Origin of the sequence: Flectobacillus longus, assembly GCF_030056705.1 — a bacterium.
In the GTDB taxonomy this organism is placed as follows: Bacteria; Bacteroidota; Bacteroidia; order Cytophagales; family Spirosomataceae; genus Flectobacillus; species Flectobacillus longus.
Genome location: NZ_JASHIC010000016.1, coordinates 145,855 through 158,689 on the forward strand (window position 1 = coordinate 145,855; position 12,835 = coordinate 158,689).

Here is a 12,835-nt window from a genome sequence, read left to right on the forward strand (position 1 = left end):
CTAGTGGAGAAAGGGGTTTCCATTGTCATTGCTTTATAATACCCTAGTTAAAGAGTTTGTACGAAAACTCTAATTTAGTAAATAGTGGTTTTTATAAAATCACGCTCTTTACCATTTCTTACATCGATGAATATATCAAAAGAAACGAAAGTCGGCATTTTAGCTATAATTTCATTTACAGCGCTCTATCTCGGATTTAATTTTCTGAAGGGCTCTTCCTTTTTCTCCTCAGAAAAAACCTACTACGTTACCTTCAACGACGTACAAGGCTTGGTACCTTCTAGTCAAGTGGCATTAAGTGGTCTTAAAGTCGGGATTGTCAAAGACGTAAAACTTCAAAACAATGCTCAACATTCAATTCTTGTAGTTTTGAGTATCAGAAAAGACCTCATCTTACCTCAAGGCACAAAAGCCGTGTTAGCATCAGATGGTTTATTGGGCGGAAAACTCATCCGCCTTGAAATGGGTAATGGGGCTGCACTTGCAGATGGAGGTAAACTTAAAGGTATTTTGGAAACAGGTTTGACAGATGTTTTAAAAGAAAAAGCTTTACCAGCTATGTCACACCTAGACTCGTTGTTGATTACTCTCAGAACCGTTGTTGTAGGCTTTCAATCTACTTCAGCCGCTCTTAATACCTTACTCAAGAATTCAAATAGTACCATCACCACGCTTGGTACTTCTATGAATAGTACAATTGCCGAAAATCGTTCAAATCTTAATGGTATTACAGGCAACTTGAAAACCCTTTCTGGTAATTTAGTAGAAACAGAAAAGCAGTTTAAACCTCTTTTAGGCAAATTCAATAAAATGGCTGACTCGCTCAATGCCCTCAAAATTAATCAGGCTTTGGCTAGTACTCAAAAATCTTTGGATGAATTACAAAAAGTAATGGCAGGGATTCAGGCAGGACAAGGAAGTCTTGGAAAAATTTTGAAAGACGATTCTTTATATACCAACCTCAACAAAACAATGGTTGATTTGGACAAGCTTCTGATTGACTTCCGCTTGGCACCAAAACGCTATATAAACATATCTGTTTTTGGCAAAAAAACACCACCACCAGCGGTGAAGTAGTGATGAATTGTGAGTTTTGAGTTCGGAATACTAATTACTACTATCAGTATTCTGAACTCAAAACTCATCACTTACTAGACTTGTATCGGAACGGGCGTTTGACTTTTGATTTCGTTTACAACAAACCTACTTTGTGCATTTCCAATATTGGCTAAAGTCGCCAATTTATGTAAGATAAACTGACGATATTCGTCCATATCTTTCACCAGTACTTTCAGCAAAAAGTCTGCTCCCCCCGAAATACAATAACATTCTACTACCTCGGGCAATAACAATACATCTCGCTCAAACTGAGCCAGAAACTCTGCTGCATGTTCTTTTAGCGTCACATCCACCAATACAACCAAACCTTTTCCCAATTTAGATTTGTTGAGAATGGCTGTATATTTTTCAATAATTCCATCATGCTCAAGACGCTTGATGCGCTCATGTACGGGCGTTGTTGTCAAATTAAGCTTTGCTGCAATTTCCTTATTGGTCATCAAAGCATCTTCTTGCAACAATTTTAATATTCTTAAATCGGTATTATCTAACGAAGCCATAGAATAAAAATCTTTTTTGAGATTAAATCATCAACCTTAAAACACTAATAATCTACAAAAACAAACATAAAAAGAATCATATTCTAATATAGACATAAATATTGGACTATCATTCTTTATTTTCTAACTTTGACAAAAATAAGTACTAAATGACTCGAAAATATTTAAAACTTAGCATTAGTACTATCTGTAATCATAAACAATTATAGGCTTATGGAAACCTACCTTCTCACACTCGGCTTTCAGGACAACGATTTCACCGTTCATTTACTGATGAATACACTTCAAAAGCATTTTGAAGAAGTCCAATTCATTGAATTAAGCAATCGTGAAGAAGTCTCAAGGTACCGTAAGTTACGCCTTGTCGTCAATGCTGACTGGAATCATTTACTAGCTGCGTCAAAAAGCTTAGAAAAAAACACTGCTGTATTCGAAATCCAAATCATGGACTTAAGCTCAGGAGATACGCCAAGTTTGTGTGGTATATATCGTAAACAAAGAAATCCGACAAATTATTATCGTGCTGCGGCATAATGATTTTGATTAAAATAACAGGCACAAAGGTTAAAATTCCATTGTGCCTGTTATTTTTTGACCAATCATCAATAATATCTAAAATCTACTGAGCTGGCTGTATCCAAAAAATTATGCAGAATTGGGTTGGTATCATCTTTTCTCCAAACCATTGATAACTGTGTCCTTTCAGGTAATTGGTCTAAATCAATAAATCGTACGTTGACTGGCGAACTAATCCGATAAGAAGATGGCAATAGGCTTACTCCGAGGTTGTGTTCTACCAATTTCAAAATCGTAGTTCCAAAGTTTGATTCATGAATAATATTGGGTAAAAAACCTTCTCGCTCACACATTCTCAACAAAATATCATGGTAGGTCGAGCCTGCATGCCTAGGAGGTAAAATAAACGATTCGTTTTGTACTTGCCTCAATCCAGTAAAGTTTTCCTTAGTCAAAGGATGATTAGGAGGCACAACTAATGAAAAACATTCCTCAAAAATGAGCCTCGAATTCAAATATTTATCAGGAATAGGCTCTCTTACAAAACCCACATCTACCTGATAGTTGTGTAATGACTCAAACAATTTGTTCTCTAATACTTCCGATAACACTCCTCGAATCTTGGGGAAGTATAATTTTAGTGCTGACAATAAAGTTGGCAAAACCGAGAATACTGCCGACCCTGGGTGTGCAATTCTCAAATCACCCTCTTCTCCTCGATGAATGAGCTGCGTACGTAATCGAACATATTCGAGCTGTGAAAGTATTCTTGATGCCTCATTTTGAAGATATTCACCTGCTGGTGTCAGTTTTACATTTCGTTTATCACGCTCAAAAAGTACTACATCCAATTCATTTTCCAACTGTTGAATTTGTCGGCTCAAGGCTGGCTGTGCCACATAAAGTTTTTCGGCAGCCTTCGAAAAGTGCAACTCAGAAGCTACACCCAAAAAATATTCCAATTGTCGAATATCCATACTTATAACAAAAAAGCATTATTTGATATAAAATAAGTATTTTTTCTTATAAGTTCAAAAGATTTTCTTTGTACTATCAAAACATTACTCAACGCCATGCAAGTACAAATAGCCAATTCTTCTCATATAGAAGCACTCCTTGCACTAGCCAGTCGCACCTTCATAGATACTTATGCCATTTATAATACGCCCGAAAATCTGCAATTATATCTGGACACTAATTTTACACCAGAGATAATGGCGAGCGAACTATCAGAAAAGGGAAGTACATATTTGGTAGGGTTTGATGAAGATGCCATGGTTGCTTTTGCGAAGATTCGCACCATAGATACCATTCTAGAGGACTCGGAGGCAGCCGAAATACAGCGTATTTACGTCGACAAAAGCTATCATAGCAAAGGACTGGGCTCGGTAATGATGCAGGCTTGTGTTGATTTTGCGAAACAGCAAGGTTTCAAAAAAATGGGCTTAGGCGTTTGGGAAAATAATCCAAAAGCTATTGCTTTTTATACTAAATGGGGTTTTGAAAAGATTGGAGTACACAGTTTTGTGCTAGGCTCTGAAGAACAAAATGACTTTATTCTCATGAAAAATTTATAATTAAAAGAGAAGGCACAAAGGATTTTGGGAATGTATAGAATTTTACTGTTACATAAATTTATAAGCAAGGTACGCTTTGCAATTTTCTTCTGTTAAAAAAAACAATCTCTTAGAAAAGCTTATGCTTGCATCTGAGAAGTGACAAAAACTTAAAAATATCAAATAATAGAAAAGGTTAATGACTAAAGCCTCTTACCTCTGGTGAGAGGCTTTGTAGTTGATAATAAAGTAAAATGATATTGCCTTATCAGGCTTTCGGCATTAAGCTATAAGCGCTCGGCAAAATATGTTTATGGCTTCTAAAGAAAGATATTAAAACATTTAGCTTACTGCATAGAGCTTAATGCCTAAAGCCCACTATTATTTCACTAACTCAGCATATTCTTTGGCAAAATAGGTCAAAATTACTTTTGAACCTGCACGCTTCAACGAAGTCAAACACTCAACCATCGTGCGAGTACCGTCCAACCAACCATTCTGAGCAGCGGCTTTTACCATCGCATATTCGCCTGATACGTTATAGGCTGCAATTGGGATATTGAAATTATCGTTCAAGGTTTTGATAACGTCAAGGTATGCCAACCCTGGTTTTACCATCAAATAATCTGCTCCTTCCAAGTAGTCTAGCTCAGCTTCGACTAACGCTTCACGTATGTTGGCAGGGTTCATTTGGTAAGTTTTTTTATCTCCAAATTTAGGTGCTGAATCCAAAGCATCTCTAAACGGACCATAAAAAGCAGAAGCATATTTGGCCGAATAAGCCATGATTCCTACATTGATAAAGCCTTTGTCGTCCAATGCTTCGCGAATATATCCTATACGTCCATCCATCATATCTGATGGACCAACAATGTCGGCACCTGCTTCAGCTTGCGCTACGGCCATTTTAGCCAACACTTCCAATGATTCATCGTTGAGAATCTGTCCGTTTTCGACAATACCATCATGACCATCTGCACTGTATGGATCCATGGCGACGTCTGACATGATGCAGATTTCTGGAAAAGCATTTTTGATGGCATTAATTGATTCGAGATAAATATTACCTTGGCGATGGCTTTCGGTAGCATATTTATCTTTTTTCGCTTCAGGAATTTGAGGGAACAAGGCAATAGAACGGATACCTAAATCTTGTATTACCGCTAATTCATCAAGCAATTTGTCTAGTGAGTAGCGGAAAATACCCGGCATAGATTTTACTTCGGTTGTCAGATTTTGACCTTCCATGACAAACATAGGATAAATCAAATCATTGACTGAGACTGTTGTTTCTTCGACCATTGCACGGATAGCCGAAGACTGACGATTTCTTCTTGGTCTTCTTAGCATACTTTCAAGCTAGCGTTTATACTAGCGTTTATTGAAAAAACCTACGTTCATAAGTTTTAGTGCCACAAAGGTAAGGAATTAGTCATTGAGTGAATGGATGAATGAGTGATTTGTACAGAAGAGATGGAGTCTTTTTTAAAATTTATTTTGGTAAAATATACTATTTGAGTTCTATGCCTCACGACTACATTACAATTAATCATTCACTATTCACATCATTATTTTATTACTGTTACAGCCGTTCTAATTTGTTGATAAGAAGCAAATACGCCTAAGCCATTCTCCACATTAGTGTAAGTAAGTACAGGTTCGGAAAATGGATTTCGTCCGCTACGACGTACTTTATCGACCGAGATATTAAACTGATAATAAGGATAATCTGTCACTGCTACATAAATTTCAACATTTCGACTTACTACATTCAAATCGTTGGTGGCATTGAGCAGCATAGGCTGCGTAGCCAAGGTCATTCCATCTTGTCCAGCGTCGGTCATATATTCTTGGCGACTATTGACAAAACGACGAACTACCACAAAGCGATTTTGAGCATCTAATACCCTCATATTTTCATAATAAAATGCACCCACAGCATAGTAATTGACAGTACTTGCAAAGTCTAATACACGTACAATAAGGGCGGGATAAGCCTTATTATTTCGGTCATAACCTGTTGTCAATGATGGATTAATAGCCGTTCGTTGCACTCGTTGAGTAGGTACAGTGCATTGAGATTTTACTTCTTTCCCTTTAGCTTTGGCTATCATGGTGTACGTTGTACCTCCTACTATTGGAATATCTTTGGTCGAAATAACGTATCTATCTTTCGTTAAAAAGTTTTCTTTATAATGACCTGTGCTATCTATTTCGATATAATCGAGATAGGTAATTTGTTGATATTTAGCTGTCACGGTTCTTGTTCCGTCCGAAAGCGTAATCACAGCATCCTTTAATACAGGATAACGGTCTTCACCTTCGTTGATAACACCAATCACAGGTTGATTGGTGGTCAAAGAGATTTCAATCATCGTATCTTGTGGACAAATAAAGCTTTGTAATACCAGTTTTTCTTCAAAAGGAAGAGCTATATCATTGACCAAAGTTTCACAAGAATTAAGTGATAACAGAGCCACTATTGCCACAACTATTTTTTGCCAAAATTGAAAGAATTTCATGGTCTGTTAGATTAAAATTTGAAACTATATGTAGCAGAAGGTATAATACCAAACAAAGCATACTGCGCCAAAGATTTAGTCGTCTGGTCAGTTGTAGTATTATAGGTGCTTTTGAAAGAATAGAAATAGGCATTCTTACGATTGTAAAGATTATACACGCCAAACTCCCAAGTACGGGTATGTCCTTTTTTCATTTTTTTATGAAATTGTACCCCCACATCTAAGCGATGATAAGGTGGTGCACGAAAATTATTTCTTTCGCGATAATCAGGTATTTCACGGGCATTGTTATAGTATTGATTTACGCCAGTTTGATTCAAACCTGGGATATGACTATAAACTTCATAAGTAGAAATCGGAATCGTAAATACATTGCCTGTTCCATATACCCAAGTGGCCGACAAGGTAACATTTGGTTTTAAGTGGTAAATACCCACCAATGACAAATCATGGCGACGATCGTATTTGGGATAAAACTCTTTCCCGAAGTTTAACTCATCAAACTGATGAAAAATCCAAGATAAGGTATAGCCTATCCAGCCTGAAAACTTGCCTGTTTTTTTCTGTAATAAAAACTCAGCTCCGTAAGAACGCCCTTTGCCTGCGGTCATATTACTTTCCCATGGAGATTCCTGTGTTTTGGTTTGAGTAAAGCGTTGAATACTTCCATTCAGAATAAAAGAGCTACCTTCTTTCAATGCCACGATTTGATTCATGGTTTTATAGAAACCCTCTAACGTAATACTAAACTGTCGCTCAGGGAAATCTTTGACAAAACCCAAGGCTACCTGCTGCGAGCGCTGCGGTTTTATCAAATCGGTAGATGGCACCCATAAATCTGTTGGTAAACTTGCACCTGAGTTTGACACCAAATGAATATATTGATTCATCACGGCATATGATGCTTTCAAAGCCCAGTCTTTAGGCAGCGTCCATGCCATAGCCCCACGAGGCTCCCAGTTGTGATATCCTTTTTCGGAAGTACTAAAACTCGAATAGCGTAAACCTATGTTGAATCGTAAATTGGGGAGAGGCTTATAATTATCTTCCAGATAAATACCTAACTCAAGCGCATCGATATTTTCGACGGCATCTTTGTAGCGAGAAGCAACGTCGTCTTGTAACTCAATGGCAGATGGTGTAAAACGATGCATAGTGGCTAAGGCTCCTGCTTTGAGAGTATGAATAGGGTTAGGCAAAAAGTCAATATCAAACTTAGCACCAAGGTCTCGGATACCAGAAGAATAATACAGACTGAAATTATTGATACCTATCGCATCGAGATTTGACTGTAAACTTGATGTCGTAAAATCGTATTTACTATAAATCAAAGAGAGATTACTGAATAGATTATCACTATAGAGGTGATTCCAACGAATAGTGGCTGTTTGGTTGCCCCATTCTATAGACGATTCTAATTTAGATTGCAATTGCATATCTCTCACATAGAGTTTGTCTTGTCCAAAATATCCACTTAAGAACAGTCTATTTTTTTGTCCAAAATCATAATTCAATTTGGCATTGAAATCATAAAAATAATAGCGACTTCCTTTTTGCTCTTTAGGAATAAGCGGCTGAGTCAAAATGTCCAGATAAGTACGTCTGGCAGAAACTAAAAATGAAGAACGTTTTTGCTTATCGATAGGGCCTTCGGCCACTACTCTTGCACCAATTAAGCCAATCCCACCTTCTACATGATAATCTTGTTTACTCCCTTCCTTCATTTGCATTTCGATTACCGATGAAAGTCGTCCACCAAAACGGGCAGGAAATCCACCTTTGGTTAGTTCAACGCTTTTGAGGGCATCACCATTAAATACCGAAAAAAAACCAAATAAGTGATAGGCATTATACACAGGAGCATCGTCCAGAATCAGCAGGTTTTGGTCGGGTCCACCACCACGCACATAGATACCCGCATTGCCCTCTGACCCTTTTTGTACGCCAGGCATCAGTTGAAGTACTTTTAGCACATCTTTTTCACCCATAAAGGCAGGTATTTCTTTGATTTGCTGAATCGGAATAGAAATCTGCGACATCTGTACCTGCTCCGAAAGCTTTTGTTGCTCAATGCTATTGGCTACAACTTTTACCTCTTCCAAATCTTGATTGCTAGGTTTCAAATCAACATTGATGGTAACCGATTTTGATTTTGCATATACTTTTTGAGAAAAAACCTGATAGCCTACAAAACTATAAACTACCTCAATGCTGTCTTGAGCCTGAAAACTCAAGGAGTAAAAACCATAATTATTACTTTGAGTCCCAATACGAGTACCCTTTAGCATAACATGCACCCCTGGGAGCAACTCGGCGCTTCCAGCTTCTTTGATATAGCCACTGATCGTAATTTTTGAAGCACTTTGCCCCATTACTGAGGTGTCAAACAGCAGTAATGTAGACAAAAGAAGACATAGCAATCCTATGGGTTTGTTCATGCAGGTTCGTGGTGGTGATACAGGTATTTAGTTTATATTTATCAGCAAAGTAATATCCAAACTTGGAAAAATTACAACAAAATCTTAAATATCAAGCAATTATCCCAATGTTACCAAATTTAACAATTCCTTAACATTGACGTAAATAAGTATTTTTACTTTTGTGCGATAATTACCAATATGAAAAGTCTTAATAATACTTGAGATATAAGAAAAACGATAAAATACCTGATTCACTAATTCAAAAATTCCTTTTTACGCGTACGTTCTTATATCATATAATTAATTCACAAAAACTATGTTCGGATTAGATACGTCCTTGTTCATTCTTCTTTTCCTTTGCTTATTCTTAGCCTGTGCTTTTGAATTCGTTAATGGTTTCCACGATACAGCTAACGCCGTTGCGACTGTTATCTACACAAACTCATTGAAGCCAACTCAAGCCGTTGTATGGTCTGGTTTTATGAACTTTATTGGTTTGTTGACTGGTGGTGTTGGTGTAACGATGTCAATCATTGGATTATTACCCACGGAGCTACTTATAGACCCCAACGTCTATCACTCCATGGCCACGGCCCTAGCCATGTTAGGTGCCGCTATTATCTGGAACTTAGGAACATGGTACTTCGGTATTCCTGCGTCTTCTTCTCACACATTGATTGGTTCAATCATTGGTATCGGTGTTGGATACGCTCTTTTACCTGAAAATAAAGCTGGTTTATCAACAGTAAACTGGGATAAAGCTACCGAAATTGGTCAGGCACTTTTGTTGTCTCCTTTGTTTGGTTTTGCTGTAGCAATTGTATTTATGTACATTTTGAAAAAATCAGTTGCGAACAAAGAGATTTTCAAAGAACCGAAAAAAGACACTCCTCCTCCAATGTGGATTCGCGGTATTTTGTTTTTGACTTGTACATTGGTAAGTTTCTTCCACGGACGTAACGACGGTCAAAAAGGTATCGGTCTTGTAATGATGATATTGATTGCTTTCTTGCCAAGCTATTTTGCGATCAACACCGATGTTGACCCTTTTAAATTGCAAGGTGCAGTAGTGAAAGTTCAAACGGTTATTGCCAAAATTGATACTAATAAACTTTCTTCAACAGAAAAAGAAAGTTATACGAAAGTAATGAAAGCTACTGTAGCTTTGAATACAATTTTGACAGACAAATCATTAATTAACCATTTGTCTACTGAGAAAAAATTAGAGATTCGTAAAGATGTTTTAGCCATTAATAAGCATACAAAAAAATTGTCTGAAAGTGACGCTGTAAGTTTGAGCGCTGACGACAAAAAAGAATTGAAAAAAGCTACTGCTGGTGAAAAAGCTCCTTTCTTCTCATTCGGAAACTCAAACAAAGGACTTTCATCATTAACAGACTTTGCTCCAGCTTGGGTAATGTGGATGATTGCATTGTCATTAGGCTTAGGTACAATGATTGGTTGGAAAAGAATTGTAGTAACTATCGGTGAAAAAATCGGTAAGCAACACCTTTCTTACGCTCAAGGTGCTTCGGCTGAGTTGGTTGCTTCTATCACAATCGGTTTGGCAACAGCTTACAAATGGCCAGTATCTACTACTCACGTACTTTCATCGGGTATCGCTGGTTCGATGGTAGCTTCAAAAGGTATCAAAAACTTACAAGGTGGTACAGTGAAAAACATCGTAATGGCTTGGGTATTAACGTTGCCTGTTACGATTCTTTTATCTGCTACATTATTTGTATTCTTCCGTTGGATTATTGGTTAATCCATCATTTTTAAAAGAGTCTCATGGTCGTTGAAAACCATGAGACTCTTTTAGTACAAGATTGAATTTCAACATATACTACCAATATAGAAAATCCAAATTTATGAAAAAGTTTATCATGACGGCAGTTTTGTCGTTATTAGCTACTGCTTTGTCTTTTTCCCAAAGTCCAAGAAGTTATTATCATATTTCTAATGGTTGGACAGACTTAAATATTTCGGGAAAAATTGCAGGAAAATTCACTTGGCAGTTGGAAAATCAACAACGTCGCCAAGATATGCAAGGGGATTACAATGAAAGTACTACTACTGGAAACCCTTATCATAATCTTAATCAGCACGTTTTTCGTCCATGGGTGCATTTTCAACTTAATCCAAACGTAAGATTTTCATTAATGCCATTTGGCTGGATTGGTTCCAATCGCTTCAGCAATGGCTCTCCTTCCGCTTTCTTTTCAGAATATCGTATATCACCACAGGTTATCTTGACTCAAAATATCGGTCGTTTACGTATCGACAACCGTTTTCGTTATGAGTTTCGTTGGTTAGGACAAAATCAAAGTATCGACGACAAGAGCTTTTTATATGGTGGAGACTTTACAAATGCTACTTTCAAAAATCGTTTCCGCTATCAAGTAAAGATGACACTTCCTATCAACCATGCTAAAATGGATGATAAAACGCTTTATGCACAAGCTTATGACGAAGTGTTTGTGAATACAGGTGAAAAGGTTTCGAACATCAACTTATTGGATCAAAACCGTGTATTAATAGGTATTGGCTATAAATTCAACAAGTTTTTGGCACTTGAAGCAGGCTATATGCAACAAACAGTATTCCGTTTCAACAACGCTAATAAAGACAATGTTGAGATTAATAATATTCTTCAACTCAATTTAGCAATTAGCAATTTTGAGCAATTATTTAGTAAAAAGTAAGCAATTGAATTTTATAAGCTATAGGTAAGGCAATAGAGATAACGCTATCTGGTTATCAGCCTGTTGCCTAAACCTATAGCTCCTTTACCACAAATCACATACAATTAATTTTATTCTCTTCCCGTATCGAAATCTATTTTCGTGTATGGTTGCTTATTGTTTTACAGTAAGTAATTATAGGCAAAATCAGCAATTCTGGTGAATTAGCATTTGTTTTATTAAAAAACTGGAGCTCAATTCTATGGCATTGCTATGTCTTTACGGTAGGATTTTCAAGTTTTATGAAAACGTCAAAAGTCCTTGTTTACCTTATTATTTTATGCAATGTTACTATCTCACTGGCTCAAAGTTCAGAGAAAACAGTAGCACCAAAGAAATGGTATGAAAAAATCTCGATTAGAGGTTATGCACAAGTACGTTACAATCGTTTATTAGAAACCAACGAAAAACTCAAATGCGAGCAATGTGATAGGTCTTGGGGCGAAAATGGAGGTTTCTTTATCCGTCGTGGACGTGTAATTATTTCGGGTGATGTATCTGAAAGATTGTATATCTATGTCCAGCCCGATTTTGCTTCAAATGTAAGCGGTAGTTTCCAACATGCCCTACAAATCCGTGATGCATATTTTGATTTGGCGCTTGACGCCAAAAAAGAATATCGTTTGCGCTTTGGACAAAGCAAAGTACCTTATGGTTTTGAAAATATGCAATCTTCTCAAAACCGCCTTTCGCTCGACCGAGCCGACCCTACCAATAGTCCTGTTTCTAACGAACGTGATTTGGGCGTGTTTTTTTACTGGGCACCAGCCAAAATTCGTGAACGTTTTGCTTATTTGGTTTCCTCGGGACTCAAAGGAAGTGGCGATTATGGGGTATTTGCTTTGGGTTTTTATAATGGACAAAACTCCAACAGAACCGAAGCTAATAACGAGCCACATGTAGTTTCAAGAATTACCTATCCTTTTCAGTTGAAGAACGGACAAATTATAGAAACAAGTTTGCAGGCATATACAGGTAAGTATGTGATTGAAAAAAACACGAAAAATAAAGCTACAGTTTCTGACTTTACCGACCGACGTGTTGGTGCAACGGTGGTCGTGTATCCACAACCTTTGGGTTTTCAAGCTGAATATAATGTGGGACAAGGACCAGAATTTAATCCTGAAACAATGACGACCGAAGTGAGAAATCTACATGGAGGTTATGCTCAGGTAATGTGGAGACAAAAGGTCAATGATAATTTTGTTACGCCATTTATCAAGTATCAATATTATAATGGAGGAAAAAAACATGAAATCGATGCTCGTAGCTACTTGGTAAAAGACTTGGAAATTGGTGCTGAATGGCAACTAAAAAACTATTTTGAATTTACGGCTACTTATACCATTTCAAATAGAATTTACGAAGATGCTAACCTCCCAGACAATCATCAAATAGGTAATTTATTGAGATTGCAAGCACAATTTAATTTCTAGCAGTTGGAGTTATGGGAAAAAA

The 12,835-nt window shown here is 37.1% G+C and carries 11 protein-coding genes; 6 read left to right on the plus strand and 5 right to left on the minus strand.

Going from position 1 to position 12,835, the window contains the following annotated elements:
- Nucleotides 1-126: 126 nt before the first annotated feature.
- Complete coding sequence (locus QM491_RS13510) at nucleotides 127-1,077, plus strand: MlaD family protein (RefSeq protein ID WP_283328014.1); 951 nt, start codon at nucleotides 127-129, stop codon at nucleotides 1,075-1,077.
- Nucleotides 1,078-1,151: 74 nt separating this feature from the next.
- Here the strand turns inward: QM491_RS13510 and QM491_RS13515 are convergent, their stop codons facing one another.
- The gene (locus QM491_RS13515; RefSeq protein WP_283328015.1) at nucleotides 1,152-1,619 is read right to left on the minus strand and encodes an Lrp/AsnC family transcriptional regulator; all 468 of its coding nucleotides are present in this window, start codon (nucleotides 1,617-1,619) and stop codon (nucleotides 1,152-1,154) included.
- A gap of 213 nt (nucleotides 1,620-1,832) precedes the next feature.
- Between QM491_RS13515 and QM491_RS13520 the strand changes: the two genes are divergently transcribed.
- Nucleotides 1,833-2,153, plus strand: a complete 321-nt coding sequence (locus QM491_RS13520; RefSeq protein WP_283328016.1) for a hypothetical protein — start codon at nucleotides 1,833-1,835, stop codon at nucleotides 2,151-2,153.
- A gap of 68 nt (nucleotides 2,154-2,221) precedes the next feature.
- On the opposite strand, the gene QM491_RS13525 is transcribed toward QM491_RS13520, so the two are convergent.
- Nucleotides 2,222-3,112, minus strand: coding sequence for a LysR substrate-binding domain-containing protein (locus QM491_RS13525; protein ID WP_283328017.1), 891 nt, complete (start codon nucleotides 3,110-3,112; stop codon nucleotides 2,222-2,224).
- Between the two features lie 96 nt (nucleotides 3,113-3,208).
- Here QM491_RS13525 and QM491_RS13530 point away from each other — a divergent pair, with 96 nt between their 5' ends.
- Nucleotides 3,209-3,712: a GNAT family N-acetyltransferase gene (locus QM491_RS13530; protein ID WP_283328018.1), complete on the plus strand. Its 504-nt coding sequence runs from the start codon at nucleotides 3,209-3,211 to the stop codon at nucleotides 3,710-3,712.
- 360 nt (nucleotides 3,713-4,072) lie between these two features.
- Here QM491_RS13530 and hemB read toward each other — a convergent pair whose 3' ends face one another.
- From hemB to QM491_RS13545, 3 genes are all read right to left on the minus strand, one after another.
- The gene (gene hemB, locus QM491_RS13535) at nucleotides 4,073-5,041 is read right to left on the minus strand and encodes a porphobilinogen synthase (RefSeq protein ID WP_095161222.1); all 969 of its coding nucleotides are present in this window, start codon (nucleotides 5,039-5,041) and stop codon (nucleotides 4,073-4,075) included.
- Nucleotides 5,042-5,259: 218 nt separating this feature from the next.
- On the minus strand, nucleotides 5,260-6,213 hold the full coding sequence (locus QM491_RS13540; RefSeq protein ID WP_283328019.1) for a DUF4249 family protein: 954 nt from the start codon (nucleotides 6,211-6,213) through the stop codon (nucleotides 5,260-5,262).
- An 11-nt stretch (nucleotides 6,214-6,224) separates the two neighbouring features.
- Nucleotides 6,225-8,651 (minus strand): TonB-dependent receptor, encoded by a 2,427-nt coding sequence (locus tag QM491_RS13545; RefSeq protein WP_283328020.1) that lies wholly within the window; start codon nucleotides 8,649-8,651, stop codon nucleotides 6,225-6,227.
- 298 nt (nucleotides 8,652-8,949) lie between these two features.
- On the opposite strand from QM491_RS13545, the gene QM491_RS13550 reads away from it, so the two are divergent.
- The 3 genes from QM491_RS13550 (at nucleotide 8,950) to QM491_RS13560 (ending at nucleotide 12,813) form a co-directional block, all read left to right on the plus strand.
- Nucleotides 8,950-10,401, plus strand: a complete 1,452-nt coding sequence (locus tag QM491_RS13550; RefSeq protein WP_283328021.1) for an inorganic phosphate transporter — start codon at nucleotides 8,950-8,952, stop codon at nucleotides 10,399-10,401.
- 103 nt (nucleotides 10,402-10,504) lie between these two features.
- On the plus strand, nucleotides 10,505-11,338 hold the full coding sequence (locus QM491_RS13555; RefSeq protein ID WP_283328022.1) for a DUF2490 domain-containing protein: 834 nt from the start codon (nucleotides 10,505-10,507) through the stop codon (nucleotides 11,336-11,338).
- A gap of 281 nt (nucleotides 11,339-11,619) precedes the next feature.
- Entirely contained in the window at nucleotides 11,620-12,813 is a 1,194-nt protein-coding gene (locus QM491_RS13560; RefSeq protein WP_283328023.1) for a porin, read from the plus strand.
- Nucleotides 12,814-12,835 lie beyond the last annotated feature (22 nt).